This window comes from Serpentinimonas sp. SMBJO2, assembly GCF_056341105.1.
On the sequence record NZ_CP150628.1, the window covers coordinates 403793 to 430195 of the forward strand.

A 26403-nucleotide genomic window follows, 5' to 3' on the forward strand; every position below is an offset into this window, starting at 1 on the left:
GATTGCTGCCAAATGGTGTGGCTGGCATCAGCCGTCATGACCTAGTTGATGGGCCTGATCCTAGCTGCGCTGGTGGTGGAGGTGATCGCAGCGGGCCTGACCAAGCTGTTCCCGGCGGCGCTGGGGCAGTGACGGATTCGGTCGCGCCGGAGTGGCGGGTGAGCAGGTCGCAGGTCAGGCGGATGTGCGCTTCCAGCGCCAGCGCAGCGCGCGCTTCTTGGCGCGCCAGCGCGGCTAGGTAGATGCTTTCGTGTTCGGCATGCACGTCGCGCTCCACATGAGCCGTGGCGCCTAGGCGGATGGCCACATGGCGATAGCGCTCGCCATGGCGGTAGAGAATGTCTAGCAGGTGGCGGGTCCAAGGCGATACGTGGCCGGCGATCAGCGCTTCGTGAAAGCGGCGGTTCGTCCGCTCCCATCGCTGGGGATCGCGTGCGGCTCCGACCGCCTCCGCCTCGCTAAGTTCTGAAAAAACCTGGCGCAGCGTCAGTTCCCACAGTGCATCGCCATGCCGGATCGAGTGGCGCAGTGCCTCGGTTTCCAGCCGTACCCGCGTGTCGGTCAGATCGCGCAAGTCATCGAGTGAAATCGCACTGACCCGGTAGCCCCGCTGCCCTTCGGCCGTGACTAGGGCATCTGACACCAGCAAGGCCAGCGCCTCACGCAGCGTGCCGGCACCCACACCGTAGGAGTCTTTGAGGTGTTCGACCCGCAAACGCAGGCCCGGCGCCAACTGGCCACAGACGATGTCGTGGCGCAGCGCGCGGTAGGCGCGTTCGGTCAGGGTGCAGGGTTCGAGTTCTTCGGTCCTGAGCGCAGGGCCGATCGGACGGGCGGGTTGGAGCAGGTCTTGCAGCATGGTGCGGCTCACTCGGTTTCAGCTGGTTGCTGGCGCTTGAGGCGGTAGGCGAGCTGCGCGCGCGAAATGCCCAGCAACCGCGCTGCGCCGGAGAGGTTGCCGCGGCTGCGCTCGACCGCCAGCGCCAGAACCTGTGCCTCCAGCAATTCGATGGGCACGCCGCTGTCGAGCACGCGCTCGCATAGCAGCTTTTCGTCCTGCGGCGCGCGGCGCGCCAAGCGGCCCTGCGGGTCGATACCGTCGTGGGCCACGTCGGGCTGGTTGGGAAACAGGTGCTCGGCCTCGATCACACCGCCCTGTGCCGCCAGGATCACGCCGCGCTCGACCAAGTTCTCCAGCTCGCGCACGTTGCCGGGCCAGTCGTGGCGTGTGAGCGCCTGCAATGCGCGGTCACTGAAGCCGTCTAGGCGCTTGTGGTGCAGCGCCTTGAAACGCGCCAGCAGGTGGCGCGCGAGCGGCTCAATGTCGGACTGGCGCTCGCGCAGCGGCGGGATGCAGACCGGGTAGACGTTGAGGCGGTAGAACAGGTCACGTCGGAACTGGCCGCGTTCCACCGCCGCTTCAAGGTTGACGTTGGTCGCCGTCACCAGCCGCACATTCATCTTACGTGTACTCTCGCCGCCCAGGCGCTCGATCTCGCCTTCCTGCAGCACGCGCAGCAGCTTGGCCTGTGCCGACATCGGCAGGTCGCCGACCTCGTCCAGAAACAGCGTGCCGCCCTCGGCGCGCTCGAAGCGCCCGGCCCGCGCGGCGTGGGCGCCGGTGAAGGCGCCCTTCTCGACACCAAACAGCTCGGCCTCGATCAGCTCGGCCGGCAGGGCCGCGCAGTTGACCGCGACAAAGGGCCCCGTGGCGCGCTCGGAGTGGGTGTGCAGCGCGCGCGCGAAACGCTCCTTGCCGACACCGGTTTCTCCGGTCAGGAGCACCGTCACTTGGGTGCTGGCGGCGCGGCGCATCAGGTCGTGCGCGCGCTGGAAACCCGGCGATGTGCCGACCAGCATGCCGCCCGACTCGGCCGGTCCTAGGCTGCTTTTGAGCGCCTCGACCTGCTGGCTCAGTGCCGCCATCTTTTCCAGCAGCGAGTCGTCTTCGAAGTACTGGCGGTGGGCATCGCCGTCGGGCCACTCGTCGATCGGTCGGCCCAAGATGTGGCAGTGGTCGTCGCCGCAGGCCAAACACTTCGTCTCCTTGAACAGGATCCGCCGGCCCATGAAGGCGCTGGTGTAGCCGCTCGCGTAGCCCAGCAGGGTCCAGCAGGCCGGCTCGTCGACCACGCCGTATTTCAGGCGGTGCGCGTGTGCCTCCCAGGAATCGTCCCAGCGGAACTCGCCCTCGAAATGGCCGGCGGCCGCGTCCATCTTCAGCACCACCGGCGTCACCCGCGCCGCGCCTTCGAGCATGTGCAGTTGCGGCCCGACCAGAAACATCTCTTCCAGTGTCCGCGCGCCGCGGGTTTTGGCGGCCAAGCCGGCGTCGTGCAGGCCGCAGGCGTAACCCATGCGGGTGAGCAGCCGCCGAGCCTGCTCCTTGCCGACCGAGGTGATCAGGTCGTGACGCAGCGCCGTCAGCGCGGCCGTGTGCAGCAGCACCATCCGCCGCTCGCCGAGCCAGATGGCGCCGCTGTGGGGCTCGAAACGCAGCAGGCGGCGCAGGTCGGCGTCAGGGGGGTAGGTCAGGGAAGCGTCCAAAGGGGTCTCCGGTGGGGGCGCTCTGCGGCGCCTAATATCTCGATATTTTAAGAGATGCGGCACCCACGCTGCAAGCTGCCCATGGCAGCAAAAGATTTGATCATTTGAGCAAAATATCTCTCCCAAGTCTCACCAAATCGTGATTTATATCCCAGTACAGGGCCTTCAGTCCGATGAAGCTGGCTATCGGACCTTCGCCACCGATCCGGATGCTGCGCTGCACATGGGTCAATTTCTCAGGGATTTCCCTTGAATATCGAGATTTTTTACTTGCAGCCAAGATTCTGGCACGGTGTCTGCAAGGGAGAGCTTGTCCACGATCGCCACAACCGCCATGAACCCGAACTCCGACCTGACCCTGCCTGTCTGCGACACCTCGCTGCGTTTCGTGCGGGTACTGGATCGGCGCGAGGATGGCCTGGTCAGCTTCGAGTTCGCGATCGGCTGGCCCGATCTGTCGGTGGAGCTGATGCTGCCCGCAGCCGCCTTCGAAGCCTTTTGCGCCAACAACAAGGTGCGGCGTCTGGACACCTGAGTCCCCAAGAACTGAACGACCACCCATTCCAATGGAGACAAGCACCGATGAACATCGACCTGCAGACGCGGCAGATCACTCCGCTGCGCCAGACTTACGCCCATGTGGCGAAATACATCGGTGGCGACAAAGTCGCCAGCCGCTACCAGGAGGCCACCCTCGGCGCTCAGCCGATGGTCAACTTCCACTACCGACCGACCTGGGACCCAGACCACGAACTCTTTGACGCCAGCCGCAGCCAGATCGTGCTGACCGACTGGTACGTGTTGAAAGACCCGCGCCAGTTCTATTACGCGACCTGGACCATGACCCGTGCGCGCCAGCAAGATACGATGGAAGCCAACTTCCAGTTTGTCGAACAGCGCAACATGGTCGGCAAAATGCCCGACGCCATTCGCGAAAAGGCGTTGCGCGTGCTGATGCCGCTGCGCCACGCGGCCTGGGGCGCCAACATGAACAACGCGTCCATCTGCGCCTACGGTTTTGGCACCGCCTTCACCGCGCCGGCCATGTTCCACGCGATGGACAACCTGGGTGTGGCGCAGTACCTGACCCGCCTGGGCCTGGTGCTGGGCGAGCCGCAGTCGCTGGAAGACGGCAAGCAGGCCTGGCTGGACGCCCCCGAGTGGCAGGGCCTGCGCCGGCTGGTCGAGGACAGCTTCGTGGTCAGCGACCCGTTCGAGCTGTTCGTGGCGCAGAACTTCGCGCTCGACGGCCTGCTGTACCCGCTGATCTATGGTGGCTTCGTCGACGACCACGTCGCCCTGCAGGGCGGCACCGCGGTCGCAATGCTGACCAGCTTCATGCCCGAGTGGCACGACGAAACCGCGCGCTGGATCGACGCCGTCATCAAGGCCGCGGGTGCCGAATCGGACGCCAACAAAGCCCTGCTGCGTGGCTGGGCCGGCCACTGGATGGACCGCGCCCAGGCCGCCCTCTCGCCCATCGCCCGCCTGGCCCTGGGCGAGACCGGAGAGACCGTGCTGAGCGACGCCCGCGTACAGCTGCAGGCGCGCCTGGCCAAGACCGGCGTCACCGTCTGAACAGGAGACCTCTGATGTCCGACGTATTCATCGCCTTCCAGCACAACGAAGAGTCCCGTCCGGTGATCGACGCCATCGTGGCCGACAACCCGAACGCGGTGCTGACCCACCCGACCGGCCTGGTCAAGATCAACGCGCCCGGCAGCCTGACCATCCGCCGCGAAACCATCGAGGGCCTCACCGGTCGCCCCTACGACCTGCAGGCCATCCACGTCAACCTCGTCACCCTCTCGGGCTACATCGACGAGGACGACGACCAGCTCACGCTGAGCTGGAAGCACTGAACACAACGCAGAAGGAGACAACGCATGGACACCCGTGTTGCCAGCAAGAAGCTCGGCCTGAAAGAACGCTACGCCGCCATGACGCGCGGCTTGGGCTGGGAGACCAGCTACCAGCCGATGGACAAGGTGTTCCCGTACGACAAGTACGAGGGCATCAAGATCCACGACTGGGACAAGTGGCAGGACCCGTTCCGCCTGACCATGGACGCCTACTGGAAGTACCAGGGCGAGAAGGAGAAGAAGCTCTACGCCGTCATCGAGGCCTTCGCGCAGAACAACGGCCAGCTCGGCGTGTCCGACGCGCGCTACGTCAACGCGCTCAAGCTGTTCATCCAGGGCGTGACGCCGCTGGAGTACTACGCACACCGCGGCTTCGCCCATGTGGGCCGCCAGTTCACCGGCGAAGGCGCCCGCGTCGCGGCGCAGATGCAGTCCATCGACGAGCTGCGCCACTACCAGACCGAGACGCACGCGATCAGCCACTACAACAAGTACTTCAACGGCATTCACCACTCGAACCACTGGTACGACCGCGTGTGGTACCTGTCGGTGCCGAAGTCCTTCTTCGAAGACGCCTGCACCGGTGGTCCGTTCGAGTTCCTCACCGCCGTCAGCTTCAGCTTCGAGTACGTGCTGACCAACCTGCTGTTCGTGCCCTTCATGAGCGGCGCGGCGCACAACGGCGACATGTCCACCGTGACCTTCGGCTTCTCGGCGCAGAGCGACGAGAGCCGCCACATGACGCTGGGCATCGAGTGCATCAAGTTCCTGCTGGAGCAGGACCCGGACAACGTGCCCATCGTGCAGCGCTGGATCGACAAGTGGTTCTGGCGCGGCTACCGCCTGCTGACCCTGGTCGCGATGATGCAGGACTACATGCTGCCCAAGCGCGTGATGAGCTGGAAGGAAGCCTGGGAGATGTACGCCGAAGAAAACGGCGGCGCCCTGTTCAAGGACCTGGCGCGCTACGGCATCCGCGAGCCGGCCGGCTGGAAGCAGGCCTGCGAAGGCAAGGACCACATCAGCCACCAGGCCTGGGCCACCTTCTACAACTACAACGGCGCCGCCCCGTTCCACACCTGGGTGCCCAAGGAAGACGAACTGGCCTGGCTGAGCGAGAAGTACCCCGAGACCTTCGACAAGTACTACCGCCCGCGCTGGGAGTTCTGGCGCGACCAGGCCGCCGAAGGCAAGCGCTTCTACAACAAGACGCTGCCGATGCTGTGCACCACCTGCCAGGTCCCGATGCTGTTCACCGAAGAGGGTGACCCCAGCAAGATCTGCTACCGCGACAGCGACTACAAGGCCTACAAGTACCACTTCTGCAGCGACCACTGCAAGAGCATCTTCGACCACGAGCCCGAGAAGTACGTGCAGAGCTGGCTGCCGGTGCACCAGATCTACCAGGGCCACTGCTTCCCCGAAGGCACCGACCCGACCGCCGAGGGCTTCGACCCGCTGATGGCCGTGTTCAAGTACTACGAGATGGAAGTCGGCCGCGACAACTTCGACTTCGAAGGTTCGGAAGACCAGAAGAACTTTGCGATGTGGAAAGGAGACACGAAATGAGCGTCGTCGCCATCGCCCCCTACGAGTTCACGCCCAGGGATGTGCGCGAGAACTTCCCCGCCCCGCTGCTCTACATCGGCTGGGAAGACCACCTGATGTTCTGCGCCCCCGTCTGCCTGCCGCTGCCGCCGGACACCCCGTTCGGCGCGCTGTCGGCCGCGGTGCTGCCCGGCATCTACGGCTACCACCCGGACTTCGCCAAGATCGACTGGGCCAAGGCCGAGTGGAAGAAAAACGGCCAGCCCTGGACGCCCGATCCCGCCAAGTCGCTGGCCGAGAACGGCCTGGTGCACAAGGACGCGATCCGCTTCAGAACCCCTGGGCTCACAGGGATCAAAGGTTCGTTCAGCTGATCCGGCCATGAGCTACCAACTGACGATCGAGCCGCTGGGTGCGACCATCGAGGTCGAAGAAGGCCAGACTGTGCTGGACGCGGTGCTGCGGCAGGGTCTCTACCTGCCGCACGCCTGCGGCCACGGCCTCTGCGGCACCTGCAAGGTGCAGGTCTGCGATGGCGAGGTGGACCACGGCGCGGCCAACCCGTTCGCGCTGATGGACTTCGAGCGCGACAACGGCAAGACCCTCGCCTGCTGCGCCACGCTGCAGGCCGACACCACCATCGAAGCCGAGATCGACGAGGAGCCCGATGCGCGCGTGATCCCGGTGCGCGACTTTGCCGCCACGGTGGGCCGCATCGAAGTCCTCACGCCGACCATCAAGGCCATCCACCTGCAGCTCGACAAGCCCATCGACTTTCAGGCGGGGCAGTACGTGCAGGTGGAGATTCCCGGCGTGGGCAGCCGAGCCTTCTCCATCGCGAACAACCCCACCGATGTGGCGGCGACCGACAGCATCGAGCTGAACGTGCGCCAGTTGCCCGGCGGCGCGGGAACCACCTGGCTGCACGAGCAGCTCAAGGACGGCGACAGCCTGCGACTGACCGGGCCCTACGGCCGCTTCATCGTGCGCGAGTCGGCGCAGATGCCGATGCTGTTCATGGCCGGCGGGTCCGGCCTGTCCAGCCCGCGGTCGATGATCACCGACCTGCTCTCGCGCGGCTGCACGTTGCCGATCACCCTGGTCTACGGCCAGCGCTCGCGCGAGGAGCTGTACTACGACGCCGAGTTCCGCGCGCTGGCCGCGCAGCACGCCAACTTCACCTACGTTCCCGCGCTGTCGCACGAGCCCGAAGGGTCGGGCTGGAGCGGCGCGCGCGGCTTCGTGCACGAAGCCGCAAAGGTGCATTTCGGCGCCAACTTTTCGGGCCACAAGGCCTACCTCTGCGGACCGCCTCCCATGATCGAGGCCTGCATCACCACGCTGATGCAGGGCCGTCTGTTCGAGCGCGACATCTACACCGAGAAGTTCCTCTCGGCGGCCGACGCCCAGGCCACGCGCAGCCCCCTGTTTCAACGCGTCTGAGCTATGTCGATCTTTGACACCCGACCCAAGTTCGCCGTGCACGTGGCGCAGACGGACGAGACCTTTCCCTGCGCCGCCAACGAAAGCCTGCTCGCCGGCATGGTGCGGCTGGGCCGCAAGGGCATCCCGGTCGGCTGCGTCAACGGCGGCTGTGGCGTCTGCAAGGTCCGCATCCTCGGCGGCGATATCAAAGCCCTGGGCCCGATCAGCCGCGCCCACGTCACCGTCGACGAAGAGGGCCAGGGCTACACGCTGGCCTGCCGCGTGGCGCCGCAGACCCCGGTGCAGCTGGAAGTCGCCGGCAAATTGAACAAACCGTTTTCAAAGGGGCGTGCAGAGTCTGCGACTGCCAGCCCTTCGATTCAGCAGCAGTAACCAACCGAAGGAGACAAGACATGGGTGTGATGCGCATCGGGCACGCGAGCCTGAAAGTGATGGACATGGACGCCGCAGTGAAGCACTACGAGAACGTGCTCGGCCTGAAGACGACCATGAAAGACAAGGCCGGCAACGTCTACCTCAAGTGCTGGGACGAGTGGGACAAGTTCTCGCTGATCCTGACGCCCTCGGACCAGGCTGGCCTGAACCACGTGGCCTACAAGGTCGAGAAGGACAGCGACATCGACGAGCTGCAGAAGAAGATCGAAGCCTGGGGCGTGAAGACCACTGTGCTGCCCGAAGGCACGCTGCCGTCCACCGGCCGCATGCTGCAGTTCAACCTGCCCAGCGGCCACGAGATGCGCCTGTACGCGATGAAGGAATACGTGGGCACCGAGGTCGGCACCACCAACCCCGATCCGTGGCCGGACGGCCTCAAAGGCGCCGGCGCGCACTGGCTGGACCACCTGCTGCTGATGTGCGAGATGAACCCGCCCGAGGGCATCAACACCGTGGCCGACAACACGCGCTTCATGACCGAGGCACTGGACTTCTTCCTGACTGAACAGGTGCTGGTCGGCCCCGAGGGCAACATGCAGGCCGCCACCTGGATGAGCCGCACAACCACGCCGCATGACATCGCCTTCGTGGGTGGTCCGCGCAGCGGCCTGCACCACATCGCCTTCTTCCTGGACTCGTGGCACGACGTGCTCAAGGCCGCCGACGTGATGTCCAAGAACAAGACCAAGATCGACGTCGCCCCGACGCGCCACGGCATCACGCGCGGCGAGACGATCTACTTCTTCGATCCCAGCGGCAACCGCAACGAGACCTTCGCCGGCCTGGGCTACCTGGCCCAGCGCGACCGGCCGGTGACCACCTGGACCGAAGACAAGCTGTGGACCGGGATCTTCTATCACACCGGTGAAGCGGTGCCCTCGTTCACCGACGTCTATACCTGATCTCCCCCTGCGCCGCTGACGCGGCTTGCCCCCTCTCTGGCGCGCCTGCGGCGCTGGGAGGGGGGACGGCACCTGCGGCCCGGCGGAGCCGGTTCCGCGGTGCCCCTCGGTTGAAGTCCCCTCACGCCAACACCCCGTCTTTTCTTCATGTCACCCGCTCTCTCTGTTCCTTCTTCCGTGATCACCGCGTCGGCGGCCTCGCTGGCCTGTCAGGCGGCGGTGGCGCACGCAGAGGCATTGGGCATTCGCATCAACGTGGCCGTGACCGATGCCTCGGGCACGCTCGCGGCGTTCTTGCGCATGCCCAATGCCTTTCTCCATTCAATCGACATCGCGATCGACAAGGCTTACACCGCTGCCAGCTTCGGCTTCCCCACGTCGCAGTGGGGCGGCGTCATCGGCGACGACGAGTTGCTGCGCATCGGCCTGAACCAGCGCCAGCGCCTGGTGCTGTTCGGCGGCGGCCTGCCCATCGTGGCCGAGAGCCAGCGCATGGGCGGCATCGGCGTTTCGGGCGGCTCGGCCGAGCAGGACGAGGCCTGCGCCCGCGCCGGCCTGAAGGCCCTGGGCCTCGACTGATTTTTCATCTCACTCACGCACCATGAAACAGTTCCACAACTTCATCGACGGCGAATTCGTCGCCACCGCCAAGACCTTCGAGAAGCGTGCGCCCGCCACCAACGCCGTGATCGGCCAGGTGCACGAGGCCGGCCAGCGAGAGGTCAACGCGGCTGTCGCTGCGGGCCGGGCCGCGCTCAAGGGCGAGTGGGGAAAGATGAGCGTGGTCAGGCGCGCCGAGCTGCTGCACGCGGTGGCCGACGAGATCAACCGACGCTTCGACGACTTCCTCGCCGCCGAGCTGGCCGACACCGGTAAGCCACGTTCGCTGGCCTCGCACATCGACATCCCGCGCGGCGCGGCCAACTTCAAGGTCTTTGCCGACATCGTCAAGAACGTGCCGACCGAGAGCTTCCAGATGACCACGCCCGACGGCGGCACGGCCATCAGCTACGGCGTGCGCACGCCGCTGGGCGTGGTCGGCGTGATCTGTCCCTGGAACCTGCCGCTGCTGCTGATGACCTGGAAGGTCGGCCCGGCCCTGGCTTGCGGCAACACCGTGATCGTCAAGCCCTCGGAAGAAACCCCCGCCACCGCAACCCTGTTGGGCGAGGTGATGAACGCCGTGGGTATTCCCAAGGGCGTGTACCAGGTGCTGCACGGTTTCGGCCCCGGCTCGGCCGGCGAATTCATCACCAAACACCCGGGCGTCAACGGCATCACCTTCACCGGCGAGACCCGCACCGGTGAGGCCATCATGGCAGCCGCCGCCAAGGGCGTGCGCCCGGTCAGCTTCGAGCTTGGCGGCAAGAACGCCGGCATCGTGTTCGCCGACGCCGACTTCGAGAAGGCGGTGGCCGGCATCACGCGCAGCGCGTTCGAGAACTGCGGCCAGGTGTGTCTGGGCACCGAGCGCGTGTACGTGCAGCGACCGATCTTCGACAAGTTCGTTGCTGCGTTGAAAGAAAAGGCCGAGGCCCTGAAGGTCGGCGGCCCCGACACGCCCGGCGTTGGCCTGGGCCCGCTGATCTCGGCCGAACACAAGGTCAAGGTGCTGGGCTACTACGCCAAGGCCCATGCCGAGGGCGCGACCGTCGTCACCGGCGGCGGCGTGCCCGTTTTGGACGGCGAATACGCCCACGGCCACTTCGTGCAGCCGACCATCTGGACCGGCCTGCCCGAGAGCGCCAGCGTGATCCGCGAAGAGATCTTCGGCCCCTGCTGCCACATCGCACCCTTCGACACCGAAGAGGAAGCCGTCGCGCTGGCCAACGCCACCGACTACGGCCTGGCCACCACCGTCTGGACACAGGACCTGGGCAAGGCCCACCGCATGGCCGCGGCCATCGAAGTCGGCCTGTGCTGGATCAACAGCTGGTTCCTGCGCGACCTGCGCACCGCCTTCGGCGGCGCCAAGGCCTCGGGCATCGGCCGCGAAGGCGGTGTGCATTCCCTGGAGTTCTATACCGAGCTCCGCAACGTCATGGTGAAGCTGTGAACGCACCTCACAACCCCGAAATCGCCCGCAGCGTCCGCACGGGCGCCTTCCACAGCAACGTACACGACCTGGGCAGCTCGAAGCCAGGCCAGCCGCCGGTGCTGTTCATCCACGGCTCCGGTCCCGGCGTCAGCGCCTGGGCCAACTGGCGGCTCGCCATGCCGGTGATTGCGCAGGACCGCCGCGTGATCGCGCCCGACATGGTGGGCTTCGGCTACACCGACCGGCCCGCAAACATCACCTACAACATGGACACCTGGGTGCAGCAGGCACTCGACGTGATGGACGCGATGGGCATCGAGCAGGCCGACGTGGTCGGCAACAGCTTCGGCGGCGCACTTTCGCTGGCCCTCGCCATCCGCGCGCCGCAGCGCGTGCGCCGCCTGGTGCTGATGGGCTCGGTCGGCGTGTCGTTCCCGATCACACCGGGCCTCGACGCCGTCTGGGGTTACGAACCCTCGCTCGCGACCATGAAGCGGCTGCTCGACATCTTTGCGTACAGCCGCGCCCTCGTCACCGACGAGCTGGCCGAGCTGCGCCACCAGGCCAGCATCCGGCCCGGTTTTCAGGAGTCCTTCTCGGCCATGTTCCCGGCCCCGCGCCAGCGCTGGGTCGACGCCATGGCCAGCCCCGAAGCGGCGATCCGCGCGCTGCCACACGAGACGCTGATCGTGCACGGCCGCGAAGACCAGGTGATCCCGCTGCAGAACTCGCTCACGCTGAGCCAGTGGATTCCCAACAGCCAGCTGCATGTGTTCGGCCACTGCGGCCACTGGACGCAGATCGAACACGCCGCGCGCTTCGCGCAGCTGGTGGCCAACTTCCTTTCCGAGGCCGACGCCTCTGCCTGACCCGGTTTCCCTCACCTGAATGCACCCCATGGACACCTCCAAGATTCAACAGTACGGCGACGAGCTTTACCAGTCGCTGCTCAGCCGGCAGGCCGTCGCTCCCCTCACCGACCGCGAACCCGACATCACCATCGAGGACGCCTACCAGATCCAGCTGCGCATGATCCAGCGCCGGCTGGACGCCGGTGAGCACGTGGTGGGCAAAAAGATCGGCGTGACGAGCAAGGTCGTGATGGACATGCTCAAGGTCAACCAGCCCGACTTCGGCCACCTGCTCTCGGGCATGGTCTACAACGAAGGACAGCCGATTTCGGCGGGCAGCATGATCGCGCCCAAGGCGGAAGCCGAGGTCGCCTTCATCCTGGCGCGCGACCTCGAAGGCCCCGGCGTGACCGCGGCCGACGTGCTGCGCGCCACCGACTGCGTGATGCCCTGTTTTGAGATCGTCGACAGCCGCATCAGGGACTGGAAGATCAAGATCCAGGACACGGTGGCCGACAACGCTTCCTGCGGCGTGCTCACGCTGGGCGGCCTGCGCAAGAGCCCGCGCGACCTCGACCTCGCCCTGGCCGGCATGGTGCTGGAAAAGAACGGCGAAATCATCAGCACGACCTGCGGCGCGTCGGTGCAAGGCTCGCCAGTCAACGCAGTAGCCTGGCTGGCCAACACGCTGGGCCGCCTGGGCATCGGCCTGAAGGCCGGCGACATCATTCTCTCGGGGTCGCAGTCGCCGCTGGTACCCGTCGTCGCGGGCGACAGCCTGTACTGCAGCGTCGGCGGCCTTGGCGGCACGTCGGTCCGTTTTGTTGCCTGAGGACGAAGCCATGAAACTCGACAAGAACACCCTTGCCCAACTCGCCGAACACCTGGAAAACGCTGAGCTCAAGGCGCAGGACGTCACCAAGATCACCGACGACTACCCGGACATGGACTGGGACGACGCCTACGCCATCCAGGACCTGATCCGCGCTCGCAAGGAAGGCCGTGGCCAGAAGACGGTGGGCCTCAAGTGCGGCCTGACCTCCTACGCCAAGATGAAGCAAATGGGCGTGGACACGCCCGTGTTCGGCTTCGTCAGCGACTACATGGCGTGCGCCGAAGGAGGTGGAATCAAGACTTCGGAACTGATCCACCCCAAGGTTGAGGCCGAGATTTGCGTGGTCACCAAGGCGCCACTGAAAGGGCCGGGTTGCCATGTCGGCGCCGTCATGGCAGCGATTGACTTCGTGATCCCGGGCGTCGAGATCATCGATAGCCGCTACCGCGACTTCAAGTTCGATCTCAAGAGCGTGATCGCTGATAACACCTCGGCCTCGCGCTTCGTCATCGGCGGCCGCGCGCGCCGGGTTGAAGAACTCGACCTGCGCACCTTGGGTGTGGTGCTGGAGAAGAACGGCCAGATCGTGGCCATGGCCGCCGGCGCCGCCGTGATGGGTCACCCGGCGGCCGCGATTGCCGCGCTGGCCAACCACCTAGGCGCGCGCGGCCAGGAGATTCCCGCCGGCAGTTTCATCATGACCGGCGGCGTGACCGAAGCCATCGCAGTGCAGGCGGGCGACAGTGTCAACGTGCGCTTTCAGGACCTTGGGTCCGTGGGCATGCGCTTCGTTTGAAATACACTAGGAATCCCCCATGAGCAAGAAAATACCATGCGCCCTCATAGGGCCCGGCAACATCGGCACCGACCTGTTGGCCAAGCTGCAACGAAGCCCGGTGCTAGAACCGGTGTGGATGGTGGGCATCGATCCGGCGTCCGACGGCTTGCAACGCGCCAAGGAAATGGGCATCAAGACCACCGCCGACGGTGTCGACGGCCTGATTCCTCACATGAAAGCCGACGGCGTTCAGATTGTCTTCGACGCGACCAGCGCCTACGTGCACGCCGAAAACTCGCGCAAAGTCAACGCGCAGGGCGCGATGATGATCGACCTCACGCCTGCGGCCATCGGACCGTTTTGCGTGCCACCGGTCAACCTGAAGCAGCACGTCGGCCAACGCGAGATGAATGTCAACATGGTCACCTGCGGCGGCCAAGCGACCATTCCGATGGTCTTCGCGGTCAGCCGTGTGCAGCCCGTGGCCTACGGCGAGATTGTCGCCACCGTTTCTTCCAAGTCGGTCGGCCCCGGCACGCGCAAGAACATCGACGAATTCACCCGCACCACGGCCGGCGCGGTCGAGATGGTGGGCGGCGCAAAAAAGGGCAAGGCCATCATCATCATCAACCCGGCCGAGCCGCCGCTGATCATGCGTGACACGGTGCATTGCCTGGTCGAGGGCAAGCCCGACGAGGCCGCCATCACGAAGTCGGTCCACGACATGATCCGGGAAGTGCAGAAGTACGTGCCGGGCTACAAGCTGGTCAACGGCCCGGTCTTCGATGGCAACCGCGTCTCGGTCTTCATGGAGGTCGAGGGCCTGGGCGACTACCTGCCCAAGTACGCCGGCAATCTGGACATCATGACCGCAGCCGCCGCGCGCACCGCCGAGATGTTTGCCGAAGAAATCCTCAAGGGCGAGCTGGTGCTCGAACCTATGGCCGCCTGAAGGAGAAGACAGCCATGAGCCAGAAAAATATCACCCTGCACGACATGACCCTGCGCGACGGGATGCACCCCAAGCGTCACCTGATGACGCTCGACCAGATGAGAGCAATAGCCTGCGGCCTAGACGCCGCGGGCGTGCCGCTGATCGAAGTGACCCACGGCGACGGCCTGGGCGGCAGCTCGGTCAACTACGGTTTTCCGGCCCACACCGACGAAGAGTACCTAGGCGCCGTGATCCCGCTGATGAGGCAGGCCAAGGTCTCGGCGCTGCTGCTGCCCGGCATCGGCACCGTCGAACACCTGAAGATGGCGCACGGCCTGGGCGTGCACACCATCCGCGTGGCCACGCACTGCACCGAAGCCGACGTGAGCGAGCAGCACATCACCTATGCGCGCAAACTCGATATGGACACCGTGGGCTTCCTGATGATGGCCCACATGAACAGCCCTGAAGGCCTAGTGAAACAGGCCAAGCTGATGGAGGGCTACGGCGCCAACTGCATCTACGTCACCGACTCGGCCGGCTACATGCTGCCCGCCGACGTGAAGGCCCGCCTGCAGGCGGTGCGCGACGCGCTCAAGCCCGAGACCGAGCTGGGCTTTCACGGCCACCACAACCTCGCCATGGGCGTGGCCAACTCGGTCGTCGCCATCGAGTGCGGCGCCAATCGTATCGATGCCGCGGCCGCCGGCTTGGGCGCGGGTGCGGGCAACACGCCGATGGAGGTGCTGGTCGCCGTGCTCGACCGCATGGGCGTGCCGACCGGTGTCGACGTCTGGAAGATCCAGGACGTGGCCGAAGACTTGGTGGTGCCGATCATGGACTTCCCGATCCGCATCGACCGCGACGCGCTCACGCTGGGCTACGCTGGCGTTTACGGCAGCTTCCTGCTGTTCGCCAAGCGCGCCGCTGTCAAGTACGGCCTGTCGGCGCGCGACATCTTGGTCGAACTCGGCCGCAAGAAGATGGTCGGTGGACAGGAAGACATGATCGAAGACACCGCCATTACCATGGCCCGCTCGCGCGACGCGCAGGTACAGAAAAAAGCCGCCTGAGGAGTGCATCACCATGCCATTCGCACAGATCTACATGCTAGAAGGCCGCACGCCCGAGCAGAAGCAGGCCGTGATCGAAAAGGTCACCCAGGCGCTGCACGAAGCCACCGACGCCAAGAAGGAAACCATCCGCGTCTGGATCCACGAAATGCCCAAGGAGAACTGGGGCATCGCCGGGGTGTCGGCGAAGGACCTGGGGCGTTAGGAGGATGCCCTCTGCCGCGCATCCTCCTAAAGGGGGTCGCGGCACCCAACGAAGCGGCGCTCAAAGCCGCGCCGTAAGACCGCAGCGCCTCAGGCGTAGCTGATCCAATCGGCCTGCTCGGGCTGCGCCAGGTGCGGCAGCGTGTTGAAGCTTTGCAGCGTGTGGCGCTTGGGGTTGAATTCAAATTCGGTGATCGCGGTGTTGCGCAGACGCAGGTTGAGCTCGATCGTGGTCTCGGGCGTGGTGCCCAGCAGGTGGCCCACGGCGGTGGCGATCGGGCCGCCGCTGCTGACGATCAGCACCCGGCCCTGGCCGAGCTGGCGCACATGGTCCAGCGCCGCCACCACGCCGGCCACGAAGGCCGGGTAATCGGGCATGCCCGCCGGCGTGAGCACGCCCGCCATCCATAGACGCAGCGCGTCGCGCAGCAGCCGAAAATGCTCGCGGTAGCCCTGCGGGGTGTGCGCCGGGGCGCTGGGGTGGGCGTGCAGGGCGTCGATCAGGGCGGCGCTGTCGTACTCGTTCAGCTCGGGCCACTCATGCGGCTCGAGGCTGCTGCCCAGCCCCTGCGCGATGCCCGCCCAGGTTTGGCGCTGGCGCAGCAGGGTGCCGGTGTAAACGGCGTCGAAATGCAGGCCGTGCGCGCGCCAGTGCTCGCCTAGGCGCTGGCTTTGGCGCTGCCCGAGCGGACTGAGGCGGTCGTAGTCGTCGCTGCCAAACGAGGCTTGGCCGTGGCGCACCAGGTAGAGGGTTCCCATGGGGGCGATTGTGGTGCTTTATGGCGCCGCCAGTTGACGCCTGATGCCTCCAGCGCGTCGCCGAGGCGACCGGGCCCCGTCAGCCCGGCTGGCCCAGCGCCTCCCAGCGCTCCAGCGCCTGCAGCAACTCCTCGTCGATGGCGGCGTGGCGCTGGGCCAGGGCGGCGGCGCGGTCTGGGTGGCGCGCGTAGAGCAGGCCATCGCCCAGCTCGGCGTCGATGGCTTTTTGCTCGGCCTCCAGCGCCTCGATGCGCGCCGGCAGGGCTTCGAGCTCGCGCTGCTCTTTGTAACTGAGTTTGCGCTTGGCGGTGGCGGGGTTGGCTGCTGGCTGGGGCGCGCTGCGGGCCGGCGAGGGGGTGGCCGTGGGGCTGGATGCAGGGGATTGAGTGGGGGCTTGGGGGGAGCCTTGTGCCGGCCCTGCAGCGCGGGCCGCACTGGCGCTGCCAAGGCCGCTGCTGCCCGCCAGGCTCGACGTGCCCATGCCGGCCGCACCGCTGCGGCCCCAGACCGGCGCCGCGCCGTGTACGCGCATCGATTGCGCGATCCAGTCCTCGACCCCGCCCTCGTACTCGCGCCACTGGCCCGCGCCCTCATAGACGATGGTGCTGGTGACCACGTTGTCGAGAAAGCGCCGGTCGTGGCTGACCAAAAACACGGTGCCGTCGAACTCGGTCAGGAGCTGTTCGAGCAGCTCCAGGGTTTCGATGTCGAGGTCGTTGGTCGGTTCGTCGAGCACCAGCACGTTGGCCGGGCGCGCAAAAAGCCGCGCCAGCAGCAGCCGGTTGCGCTCGCCACCCGACAGGGCGCTGATAGGCGCACGGGCGCGCGCCGGGGCAAACAAAAAGTCGCCCAGGTAGCTGCGCACGTGGATGCGGCGCGTGCCGATCTCGATCCACTCGCTGCCCGGGCTGATGAAGTCTTCGAGCGTGGCGTTGAGGTCGAGCGCGTCGCGCATCTGGTCGAAGTAGGCCACCTCGATCCGGCTGCCGCTGCGCACCTGGCCGCTGTCGGGGGCGAGCTGGCCCAGAATCAGCTTGAGCAGGGTGGTTTTGCCGGCGCCGTTGGGGCCGATCAGCCCCACTTTGTCGCCGCGCAGCACGGTGGTGGAAAAGTTGTCGATGATGCAGCGGCGCTCGGGGCCATCGCCAAAGTATTTGCTCACGCCCTCGAGCTCGGCCACCAAGCGGCCACTGCCCGGCCCGCTGTTCACATCCAGCCGCACCTGCCCGACGGCGGCGCGGCGCTGGGCGTGCTGGGCGCGCAGCACCTGCAAGCGTTCGATGCGCGCCTGGGCGCGGGTGCGCCGCGCCTCGACGCCTTTGCGGATCCACTGCTCCTCTTGCGCCAGCAGCTTGTCGGCGCGGGCGTTGAGCAGCGCCTCTTGTGCCAAGCGCTGCGCTTTGAGGCGCTCAAAGGCGCTGTAGGCGCCGTCGTAGCTGTGCAGCAGGCCGCGGTCGAGCTCCACCGTGCGCGTGCAGACGCGGTCCAGAAAGTCGCGGTCGTGGCTGATGAGCAGCAAGGCGCCACGAAAATCGCGCAGCAGCTCGGCCAGCCAGCCGATGGCGTCGAGATCGAGGTGGTTGGTGGGTTCGTCGAGCAGCAGCAAATCGGGCAGCGCCACCAGCGCCTGCGCCAGCGCCACGCGCTTGCGCACGCCACCCGAGAGGCTGCCGACGCGCTCATCGGCCTGCAAGCCGAGCCGGCTCAGGGTTTGGGCTACGCGCTGCTCCCAGTTCCAGCCATCCAGGGTTTCGATTTCGGTCTGCAGCGCGTCGAGGTCGCAGCCGCTCTCGTGCGCCAGGTAGCGCTGCAGCAGCTCTTGCACGCGCTGCAGGCCCACGCTCACGGCCTCGAACACGCTGGCCTCGGGGTCGAGCTCGGGCTCTTGCGGCACGTAGGCCACGCGCAGCCCGTTTTGGCGCTGTATCTGGCCGTCGTCGGCGCGCTCGAGGCCGGCGATGATTTTGAGCAGCGACGATTTGCCGCTGCCGTTGCGCCCCACCAGCCCGACGCGCTCGCCGGCTTGGAGCGAAAAATCGACCCGGTTGAGCAAGGGCAGGTGGCCGTAGGCGAGGCTGAGGCCGTTGAGGGTGATCCAGGTCATGGGGCGGTGGGCTTGAGGGAGGCGTGGTCAGGGGGGCTTGAGGGTAACAGTTTGCCGCCGCTCAGTGGCGGTGCTGGTGGTGGGTGTCGGGGTAGTGCGGGTGGCGGTGCGTGAGGGGCTCGTGGCGGTGCCAGTGCCGGTGCCCGAGCAGGCCGGGGTTTGCGCTGGTGCTGGCGCTATCGTGCGTGTGGTCGTGGTGGGCGTCGTGCAGGTGCCAGTGTTCGTGTTCCTGCGCCTCATGCTGGTGCCGGTGCGCGTGGCGTTCGCCCAGGTGCAGCCAGACGCCGACGGCCATGAGCAGTCCGGCGCCCCAGAACAGCCACGTGGTCGCCTCGCCCAGCAGCAGCAGCGCCACCGCCACGCCGATGAAGGGGGCGGTGGCAAAGTAGGCGCTGGCGCGCGCCGTGCCCAGGCCACGCAGCGCAAGCACGAACAGCACCAGGCTCACGCCGTAGCCCAGCAGCCCCACCAGCATGGCGGCCAGTGTGGCGCCCACAGGCGGCCACGGCGCCCCCAGCGCCAGCGCCCCGGCCGTGCTTACCAAACCGGCCACCAGCCCGCGGCTGCCGGCGATGAACACGGCGTCGGCGGCCGCGACCTTGCGCGTCAGGTTGTTGTCGATGGCCCAGCACAGGCAGGCCACAGACACCAGCAGCGGCCCCAGCCAGGCGCTAGCGGCCCCAGCGCTTGGGCCGTTGCTCAGGGCTGCTGCGGCGGCGCTGGGTTCGGCCGGCCAAGCCAGCAGCAGCCCGCCGGCGACGATGGCCAACATGCCGGTGACCACGCGCGCGCTGGCGTGCTCGCGAAACACCAGCCAGGCCAGCAGCGCGGTGTACACCGCCTCAAGGTTGAGCAGCAGCGAGGCGCTGGCGGCGCTGGTGTGCTGCAGGCCAAACATGAGCGTGGCGGTGCCGATGACGCCGCCGATGGCGATGGCGCCGCCCAGCCAGCCCCAGTCGCGCCCATGCAGGCCTGGGTGCCGCCAGCCGCGGTCGCGCAGCAGCCGGTACAGCAGCAGACCCAGCCCAGCCCCGAGGTAGAGCAAGCCGCCGAGCAGCAGCGGCGGCAGGGTGTCGAGCAGCTGCTTGGCCAGCGGTGTGCTGGCGCCAAACAGCAGCGCCGAACCGAGCGCGTAGGCAATGGCGCGGTTCATCGGGCGTTGGGTGGCTCAGAGGCTGAAAGGCAATCGGGCATGACCGGGTTTGACTCTTGGTTTTCACTCAAGCGCAGCAGGCGCCCGCTGTGGGTGAGGAACACCGCCAACTGCACCGGCAGGGCGTCGTCGTGGAGGGCGCGGTAACGCTGCAACTGGGCGCGCCAAGTATCCAGATCGCCGTTGCGCTGTGCGCTGGGCTCGTGCTCGGTGGTTTTGTAGTCCACGATCCAGCGCCTGCCTTGGTGCACGAACGTGCGATCGATCACGTGCAGGGGGTGGGGGCTGTGGCCGCTGCTCGGGGGCTGTTCATTGCCCGGTTCAGGGCCGGGTTCGAAGGCGGGTGCTGGGGGCGGTACTGGGGTGAGGTGGACAACGCTGCCGATGGCGCATTCGCTGGCCGCGTCGGTGTGGGCCGAGAGCAGCCAACGGCCGTCGGCGCTGCTCAGGGTGGTGTGCAGGTGCCGCTGCACCCGATTCGCTGCCGCCGTGGCCTCGGGCGCGCTCAGGCCTTGGGCACGCAAGCTCTGCTGCATCGCGCCGTGCAGCGGTGGCAAGCGCGTGCTGGGCCATGCCTCGGGCCCATCGTGGGCGATCAGCTCTAGGTAGCGGTGCACCAACGTGCCGATGGCGGAGGCTGTGTCTGGGCTGGCTGACGCCGGTCGCCGGGGTAGGGTGGGGGCTTCGGTTGCCGGGGTTTGGGGCGCCGCGGCAAGGGCTGGCCCTGCATTGGTGTTTGACGTGGAGGGGTGCGCCAAGGCTGCAGGCCAGCCGGGCTGCTTCAACCGCTGCAGTCGGTGCGCGTACTCGGCCAAGGTGGGTCGCGCCGGGCCGCTGGCTGCTGCCGCATCCGCATCGGCATCCGCCTTTGGGCTCGCCCCAGCATCCGCATTCGTATCGGTGCCATTCCCGACGCTGGCATCAGAACCGCACGGCTGCAGTCCCGAGCGCCAGGCGCGCACGAACTCGCTTTCGGCCACCGGCCACAGCAGCGCCAGCAGGCTATCGGGTGCGGGCTTGCCCAAGGCATCGCCTTTGGGGTTGGGGGTGGCGCTGCCGAGCAGGTGCAGCTGGCGCCGGGCGCGCGTGGCGCCGACGTAGAGCAGGCGCTTGGCCTCGTTGCGCTGGCGCTCGTTTTCCAGCGTCAGCAGGTAGTCGTAGATCGAGGCGCCGTCGTGCCCGGCCTCGGGCGGGGTGGCCAAGAGCAGGCGCTCGTGGCCTTGGTCGTCGAGCACCTGGTCCCACAGCAGCAGGGCGCGGTCGGCGCCCTGGGCCTTGCGCTGCAGCCCGGGCAGGATCACGGTGTCGAACTCCAGCCCCTTGGCCTTGTGCAGCGTCATGAGCTGCAGCGCGGCGCCGTCGGGGTCGGGCGCGGCGTAGAGCCGCTCCAGTTCGGCCTCGATGCGCTCGAGCTCCAGCACGCCGTGGCGGGTGCAGCGCTCCAGCACTTCGAAGTAGGCTTGGGTGTCGCTCAAATCGGCTTCCTGCGCCAGGGTGAGCGGCCCGCCCAGCGCCTGCCACACGCCCTCGACCCAGCGCCGCGGCCGCTGCTGGCCTTGGTGCGCCAAGGCCAGCCCGAGCACCTCGCGCAGGTGCGCCAGCCGCTGCTGCCCGTCGGCGCTCAAGCGCGCGCAGCGCACTCCGTCTTGCAGCAGGTGCCAGACGCTGTGGCGTGGCGCGTCGGCGGCCAGCAGGTGCAAATCGGCCAGGGTCAGGCCGCACCAAGGCGCGCGCAGCAGCGCCAGCCAGTGCACGCGGTCGGCCAGGTGGTGCAGCGCGCGCGTGAGGATGAGCAGGTCTTGAATCGGTTGGCGCTCGGCCAGCGCTTCGATCTCGACCGCCTGAAAGGCCAGCCGCTGCGGCAGCGCGCGCAGCGCCGGCACCAGCGCCTCGAGGTGGCGGCGCGCGCGCACCAGCACCGCGATGCTGCCGTCGGGGTCGTCGGCGCGCGCTTGCGCGATCAGCGCCAGCACCTGCTGCGCTTCGCGCTCGGCGCTGCTGCCGGGTTCGTCGTCGGGTTGCGGTTCGCCTTCCCCCTCGTTGGCCTGCGCGCTGGTGGCGCGGTTTTCGATCAGCGGGTGCCACTGCACGCGCGCCAGCGGGTGCCCGGTGCGGGTGGGACTGGCCGGGGCGAAGCGCACGGCGCCACGGCGGTGGTCGTCGTGAGGGCCAAAGACGTGGGCAAAGGTCTGGTTGACCCAGCGCACCAGCGGCGGCTGCGAGCGGTTGTTGCGGTACAGGTGCAGCGGCTGCGGCTGGATGGCGCCCAAGCCGTGCGCGCGCACCTGCAAAAACAGCCCGACTTCGGCTTTGCGAAAGCGGTAGATCGACTGCATCGGGTCGCCCACCAGAAATAGGGTGCGGCCGTCGCCGGCTTGCCAGCCGGCCGTCAGGCGCTCGAGCAGCTCGACTTGCAGCGGGCTGGTGTCTTGGAACTCGTCGATCAGCAGGTGGCTGATGCGGTGGTCGAGCTGCAGTTGCAGCTCACTGGGTTCCTCGGCGCGGCCCAGGGCGTGCAGCGCCTGCAGGGCGATTTCGGCGAAATCCACTTCGCGCGCCTGCTGAAACACCAGCCAGAGCTGTGCTGCCGCCACCTTGAGCACGGCCAGCAGGTCGGCGATGAAGGCGCGGTCGTTGCCGCCGTAGTGCGGCTCGGGCAAGCGCCGCACCCGCGCAAGCGCCGCCGCCGCCGCTTCGGGCAGCGCCTCGAGGCCGCACTTGAAGGCCGCCGCCAGCGCCTTGTTGCCGGCGCCGCTCAAGCCGTAGGCGGCCGGGATTTTCTGGCGCGGGCCGCCTTTTTGCGTCAGCAGCAGCTCGGCTAGGCCTCGCCACAGCGGCAGCTCGGCGCTGTCACCGCGCAGCGGCTGCTGCCAGTCGGCCACGGCTTGCAGCGGTTGCTGGGCAGCTGGATTGGGCGCCTCGGTTGGGGCCGCGTCTGCGTCTGGGGTGCTGCGCTGTTGCAGCGCGTGCGCGGCGGCCCAGCGCGCAGCCGGTTGCAGCGCCGCTTGCCAGCCGGCGGGCAGCAGCGCCACGAGGCGGCGCAGTTCGTCGTCGATCAGGTCGCGCAGCGCGGCCTCGGCCTGCTGCAGGTCGGCGCCTTGGTGGCACAGCGCCAGCCAGGCTTCGCGCCGCGCCAGCATGGCTTGCAACAACTCGCCCAAGCGCGCGGGTTGGTGGTCGAAGCGCTCGAGCACGCGCTCTAGGCAATCAGCCAGCGGCCCATCGGCATCGAGCAGGCGCAGCGTTTCTTGCGCGGCGCGGCGGTAGTGCGGCTGGGCGTCGGCGGCGATGCCGGGCTGGCTGCCCAGGCGCGACAGCAGCGGCATCTGGCGCGCCAGCTGGCCGCACAGCGCGTCCAGGGTGGTGATGCGCAGCCGCGCCGGCTGCTGCAGCAGGCCCCACTGGCGCTGGCGCTGGCGCTCGTGCTGCAGCACCTGAAGCCCGAGCTCGTAGGTGCGTTGGCGGTGCGCCTCGGTGGGCGGATGGCCCAAGGCGGCCAGCTCGAGGCTGCCCACGATGCGTTCGCGCATCTCCGCCGCCGCCTTGTGGGTGAAGGTCAGGGCGACGATCTGCTCGGGTTCCTCGACGTGCTGCAGCAGCGCCAAGAAGCGCTGCGTCAGCAGCTCGGTTTTGCCGGCCCCGGCCGGGGCTTCGACGATGAAGCTGCAGCTGGGGTCGATGGCCCGTTGGCGGTTGGCCTTGTCCAGCTCCAGCAGAGCGGCGTCGTCTGGCACAGCGGGATCAGCGGGTGTGCCGGTGTCTGGCCGGGCCTCGGATGTGGAAGTGGGCAGTGGCGCGGGTGCGGCGGGGTTCATGGCTGGGGCGTGGGCCTAGGGCGGGTGGTTCGGCGGTCTGGGTTGGGCTGCGGCTGCGGGCGTGGTTGCAGCTACGCCATGGGCGCGCCTGCGGTAGCTTGGGCCTGCAGCGCCAGCCACTGGCTGCGGCGCTCGCTCAGGCGCAGCAGCGGCAAGACCTCGCAGTGGCGCAGCTGCGCCGGGTCGGCCAAGCGCACAGCGGCGTCGCCGGCGCGCACTTCGGCGGCCAGCGCCTGCAGCCGCTCGCGCCAGTGCTGCAGCACCGCTTCCCAGCCGGGGAAGCGCGTGGGTGGGTAGCGCGCGCGGTTGCGGCTGCTGTCCCAGCGCAGGGTGCTTTGGGCGCTGGGCTGGGGGTGGGCGGCGTCGTCGGCCACCAGACCGGCCCAGCCGGGGTCGGCGGGCCGCACCTTGGCAAACAGGGCGCCAGCCACCTGCCCTGGGGGCAGCGTGGCGCAGGTGGCGTAGAGCGGCAGTTGCGGTTCGCTCAGGCGCTGGCTGGACCAGTTGCGGGTGTCGATGCTTGGGCTGCTTTTGTAGTCGATCACCAGCAGCCGGCCGTCGTCGAGCTGGTCGATGCGGTCGATTTGCAGCTTGAGCTGCAAGCTGCACAGCTCCACGGTCTCGTTTTTTTCGATGCCCACCACCGCAAAGCCGCTGCCCCGGGTGCGCTCGATCTCGAGCCAGCGCTGCAGCAGCCGCTCCAAGCGGCGCTGCTCCAGGGCGCGCCGCCGCGCCGACAACGGCGGCTGGTCGGGTTTGGCTAGGTAGTCCTCGAGGGCACCGCAGCAGGCTTGCTCGATGGCGGCTTGGCACGCGGCCGCGCTCAGGTCGTGCAGGGTGGTGGAGTCGCGCAGCGCCTGCCACAACCGCGCCAGCGCGGCGTGCATCAGGCTGCCGCGCTGGCGTGCGTCGAGGTCTTCGGCGGCATCGGGCAGGCCCAGCGCCGCGAGCCGGTATTGGTAATAGGCCCAAGCCGGGCACAGGGCTTGGGCCCGCAGCAAGGCGCTGCCGCCACGCGCCGCTTCCTCGGCGCTCATGGGCGGTGCCCAGGCATCGTCTAGGGTGGTGTGCGCCGCCAGCGCTTGGCCGCTGCGCAGCGCCTGCGCGCTCCAGTGCGGGTTTGGCGCTGCCTCGCAGGTGCTGGCGCTGGGCAGATCCGCCAACAAGGGGCTGGGCTGGCACGGGGCCGCCTCGGCGCTGCGCGGCCACGACAGCCACAGCGCCGGCGCGGTACACAGCAGCCGCTGCTGCACCTGCTGCGCAAAGGCGTATTGCACGGCGGCACTGGCGTTGGGGCTGGCGGCGCGGCGCTGGGCGGCATAGGGCAGCAAAGGGTTGGGCTGCGGCGGCGGCGGCCACGCGGCGGCGTGCAAGCCCAGCACCCAGACCGCGTCGAAGCGCAAGCCGCTGGCTTCGAGCGCGCCCAGCACCTGCAAGCGCGGCTGGCCCACGCTTTGTGGCTGAAAAATGCGCTCGCGGCACAAGGCTTGCAGGCGCTGCACGCAGCCCCCCAGGCGCAAGGGGCCGCAGCAGGCGTCGAGGCGGCCCAGTTCGGCCAGCGCCTCTTGCCACGCCTGCAGCGCCTGGAACTCGGGGCTCGAGAGGCTGCGCCGGTGCAGCCAGCCGGCCTGCTCCAGCCAGCCGGGCAGCAGCTCCGCCCAGTGCGAGGGCGGGTGGCTTTGGCCAGCGGCACGGGCGGCGAGCTGCTGCAGGTGCTGCAGGTGCTGCAGGCACAGCGCTGGTGCGGGCTGGGCGCTGGGCCATGGGGCAGGCGCGTTGGGCTGATCGAGTTGATTGGGCTGGGTGGGCTCCGATGGCGCTGGGTCGGGACCCTGCCAGCGTCCCCGCTGGGCCGTGGCCCAAGCCAGCACCTGCCCCAGCGCCACCCGTGCCGGCAGCGCGCTGCGCAGCCGCGCATCGAGCTGCGCGCGCACCAGCGCCTCGTCGGGCGCCGACCAGTAGGGGTGGCGCAGCAGCGCGCCGACGTCGTTCAGGCTGAGCTCGTCGGGCCGCGCCAGGCACTGCAGCAGCGCCAGCGCCCCCCCCACCAGCGCCTGCTCGGCCAGCGGCGCGCCCAGCGACAGGTTGAAGGGCGGCGCGGCTTGGGCGCGCTGCGGGTGCAGCAGCTCGGGGGCCAATACGTCTTGCAGCGTGTCGTGCAGCTGCAAGCGCAGCGCGCGCAGATCGGGCGCGACGATGGCGATGCGCCGCTGCGCATCGAGCGCCAGCTGCGCCTGCGCCCACTGCGCGGCGGCCAGGCACTCGGCGGCGGCGTCGGGGTAGCGGCGCACCTCGAGGCGTTCGGCGGCGGGCTCATCGGCCAGATGGTGCACCTGCACCCCGAGCCGCTGCAGCTGGTGCAGCAGCGCTTGCAGCAAGGGGCTCAGGCGCGGAAAGCCCGCCAGCAGCAGGCGCTGCGGCCAGCCCGGCCCGGCGGGGGGCTGCGCCAGCTGGGCCAGCGCGTCCACGGTGCTGCGGTCGAGCTGCTCGGTGGTGGCCCAGCCCTGGGCCGCGCACTCGGCCAAAAAATCGCTGCGCCAGCGCAGGTACTGCTGCGCCTCGGCTGCCAGTGGCGGCGCGCCCACCTCAACCTCCCAGACGAGCTGCAAAGCCAGCGCCTGCTGCGCCGACTGCGCCAGCGCGGGCAAGTCGAACAGATACGGCGCTTCGGGACCCAGGCGCTGCGCGATCAGGCGCTGCCACAGCTCGCGCTCCTGCCAGGCGCTCAAGGGGGTGCGCGCGAGCTCGGGGGTGGGCGGCGTGCCGCGCAGCAACCACTGCAGGCGCAGCGCCTGCAGCCACTGGCCCAGGGTGCAGCAAGCCAGCGCCTGCCAGCTGCGCTGCCCTTGGGCGGCCTGCAACTGGCCGTGGCGCTGGCGCAGTTCATCCGCCAGGCGCGTGGTGGCGCACAGCACCTGGGTGGTGGGCGTTGCAGCGATGGCGTCGAGGGGATAAGTGGTCATGGGGCTCGGAGCAGGGTGCGCGGCTGGCGCCGCCGGGCCATGGGGCCATGGTCAGCACAGCCACAGTCTAACGGCTGCCCCGGCCGACGTGGGCGGGTTCGGAACGCCGGCGGCGGGGGCATTGTGCGCAAAGCATGTTTCCAGTTTTGCGCATCT

At 68.1% G+C, this 26403-nt stretch carries 23 protein-coding genes; 16 read left to right on the plus strand and 7 right to left on the minus strand.

Annotated elements, in window-relative coordinates:
* Positions 1-34: 34 nt before the first annotated feature.
* The gene (locus AAAZ40_RS01805) at positions 35-859 is read right to left on the minus strand and encodes a GntR family transcriptional regulator (RefSeq protein WP_476660895.1); all 825 of its coding nucleotides are present in this window, start codon (positions 857-859) and stop codon (positions 35-37) included.
* Between the two features lie 8 nt (positions 860-867).
* Complete coding sequence (locus AAAZ40_RS01810) at positions 868-2547, minus strand: sigma 54-interacting transcriptional regulator (RefSeq protein WP_476660896.1); 1680 nt, start codon at positions 2545-2547, stop codon at positions 868-870.
* Positions 2548-2881: 334 nt separating this feature from the next.
* Here AAAZ40_RS01810 and AAAZ40_RS01815 point away from each other — a divergent pair, with 334 nt between their 5' ends.
* The 16 genes from AAAZ40_RS01815 (at position 2882) to AAAZ40_RS01890 (ending at position 15454) form a co-directional block, all read left to right on the plus strand.
* Positions 2882-3082: a phenol hydroxylase subunit gene (locus AAAZ40_RS01815; protein WP_476660897.1), complete on the plus strand. Its 201-nt coding sequence runs from the start codon at positions 2882-2884 to the stop codon at positions 3080-3082.
* A gap of 47 nt (positions 3083-3129) precedes the next feature.
* Positions 3130-4125: an aromatic/alkene monooxygenase hydroxylase subunit beta gene (locus tag AAAZ40_RS01820; protein WP_476660898.1), complete on the plus strand. Its 996-nt coding sequence runs from the start codon at positions 3130-3132 to the stop codon at positions 4123-4125.
* A 14-nt stretch (positions 4126-4139) separates the two neighbouring features.
* Entirely contained in the window at positions 4140-4409 is a 270-nt protein-coding gene (locus AAAZ40_RS01825) for an MmoB/DmpM family protein (protein WP_008344278.1), read from the plus strand.
* A 24-nt stretch (positions 4410-4433) separates the two neighbouring features.
* Positions 4434-5978 carry an aromatic/alkene/methane monooxygenase hydroxylase/oxygenase subunit alpha gene (locus AAAZ40_RS01830; protein ID WP_476660899.1) on the plus strand — a complete coding sequence of 515 codons (1545 nt, stop codon included), beginning with the start codon at positions 4434-4436 and terminating at the stop codon, positions 5976-5978.
* Positions 5975-6331 (plus strand): phenol hydroxylase subunit P4, encoded by a 357-nt coding sequence (locus AAAZ40_RS01835; protein WP_476660900.1) that lies wholly within the window; start codon positions 5975-5977, stop codon positions 6329-6331. Before AAAZ40_RS01830 ends, AAAZ40_RS01835 begins: the two co-directional genes overlap by 4 nt.
* Before the next feature lie 7 nt (positions 6332-6338).
* A complete protein-coding gene (locus tag AAAZ40_RS01840) occupies positions 6339-7400 on the plus strand; it encodes a 2Fe-2S iron-sulfur cluster-binding protein (protein ID WP_476660901.1) in 1062 nt (353 codons plus the stop codon).
* A 3-nt stretch (positions 7401-7403) separates the two neighbouring features.
* Complete coding sequence (locus tag AAAZ40_RS01845; protein WP_476660902.1) at positions 7404-7775, plus strand: 2Fe-2S iron-sulfur cluster binding domain-containing protein; 372 nt, start codon at positions 7404-7406, stop codon at positions 7773-7775.
* Between the two features lie 20 nt (positions 7776-7795).
* Entirely contained in the window at positions 7796-8740 is a 945-nt protein-coding gene (locus AAAZ40_RS01850) for a catechol 2,3-dioxygenase (RefSeq protein WP_476660903.1), read from the plus strand.
* A gap of 147 nt (positions 8741-8887) precedes the next feature.
* Positions 8888-9319, plus strand: a complete 432-nt coding sequence (locus tag AAAZ40_RS01855) for a GlcG/HbpS family heme-binding protein (RefSeq protein WP_476660904.1) — start codon at positions 8888-8890, stop codon at positions 9317-9319.
* Between the two features lie 22 nt (positions 9320-9341).
* Positions 9342-10796 carry a 2-hydroxymuconic semialdehyde dehydrogenase gene (locus AAAZ40_RS01860; protein WP_476660905.1) on the plus strand — a complete coding sequence of 485 codons (1455 nt, stop codon included), beginning with the start codon at positions 9342-9344 and terminating at the stop codon, positions 10794-10796.
* Positions 10793-11647, plus strand: a complete 855-nt coding sequence (locus AAAZ40_RS01865) for an alpha/beta fold hydrolase (RefSeq protein ID WP_476660906.1) — start codon at positions 10793-10795, stop codon at positions 11645-11647. Before AAAZ40_RS01860 ends, AAAZ40_RS01865 begins: the two co-directional genes overlap by 4 nt.
* A 28-nt stretch (positions 11648-11675) precedes the next feature.
* The gene (dmpE, locus tag AAAZ40_RS01870; protein WP_476660907.1) at positions 11676-12461 is read left to right on the plus strand and encodes a 2-oxopent-4-enoate hydratase; all 786 of its coding nucleotides are present in this window, start codon (positions 11676-11678) and stop codon (positions 12459-12461) included.
* Positions 12462-12471: 10 nt separating this feature from the next.
* Positions 12472-13260, plus strand: a complete 789-nt coding sequence (gene dmpH / locus AAAZ40_RS01875) for a 2-oxo-3-hexenedioate decarboxylase (RefSeq protein WP_476660908.1) — start codon at positions 12472-12474, stop codon at positions 13258-13260.
* 19 nt (positions 13261-13279) lie between these two features.
* Positions 13280-14194, plus strand: coding sequence for an acetaldehyde dehydrogenase (acetylating) (locus AAAZ40_RS01880; RefSeq protein WP_476660909.1), 915 nt, complete (start codon positions 13280-13282; stop codon positions 14192-14194).
* Positions 14195-14208: 14 nt separating this feature from the next.
* Positions 14209-15249, plus strand: coding sequence for a 4-hydroxy-2-oxovalerate aldolase (dmpG, locus tag AAAZ40_RS01885; RefSeq protein ID WP_476660910.1), 1041 nt, complete (start codon positions 14209-14211; stop codon positions 15247-15249).
* Between the two features lie 13 nt (positions 15250-15262).
* Positions 15263-15454, plus strand: a complete 192-nt coding sequence (locus tag AAAZ40_RS01890; protein ID WP_476660911.1) for a 2-hydroxymuconate tautomerase — start codon at positions 15263-15265, stop codon at positions 15452-15454.
* Between the two features lie 89 nt (positions 15455-15543).
* Here the strand turns inward: AAAZ40_RS01890 and AAAZ40_RS01895 are convergent, their stop codons facing one another.
* From AAAZ40_RS01895 to AAAZ40_RS01915, 5 genes are all read right to left on the minus strand, one after another.
* On the minus strand, positions 15544-16212 hold the full coding sequence (locus AAAZ40_RS01895) for a histidine phosphatase family protein (protein ID WP_476660912.1): 669 nt from the start codon (positions 16210-16212) through the stop codon (positions 15544-15546).
* Positions 16213-16291: 79 nt separating this feature from the next.
* On the minus strand, positions 16292-18316 hold the full coding sequence (locus tag AAAZ40_RS01900) for an ABC-F family ATP-binding cassette domain-containing protein (protein ID WP_476660913.1): 2025 nt from the start codon (positions 18314-18316) through the stop codon (positions 16292-16294).
* A gap of 61 nt (positions 18317-18377) precedes the next feature.
* Positions 18378-19469 carry a DMT family transporter gene (locus AAAZ40_RS01905; protein WP_476660914.1) on the minus strand — a complete coding sequence of 364 codons (1092 nt, stop codon included), beginning with the start codon at positions 19467-19469 and terminating at the stop codon, positions 18378-18380.
* Positions 19466-23284 carry a UvrD-helicase domain-containing protein gene (locus tag AAAZ40_RS01910; RefSeq protein WP_476660915.1) on the minus strand — a complete coding sequence of 1273 codons (3819 nt, stop codon included), beginning with the start codon at positions 23282-23284 and terminating at the stop codon, positions 19466-19468. Before AAAZ40_RS01910 ends, AAAZ40_RS01905 begins: the two co-directional genes overlap by 4 nt.
* A gap of 71 nt (positions 23285-23355) precedes the next feature.
* Positions 23356-26247 carry a PD-(D/E)XK nuclease family protein gene (locus AAAZ40_RS01915; RefSeq protein WP_476660916.1) on the minus strand — a complete coding sequence of 964 codons (2892 nt, stop codon included), beginning with the start codon at positions 26245-26247 and terminating at the stop codon, positions 23356-23358.
* Positions 26248-26403: the final 156 nt, after the last annotated feature.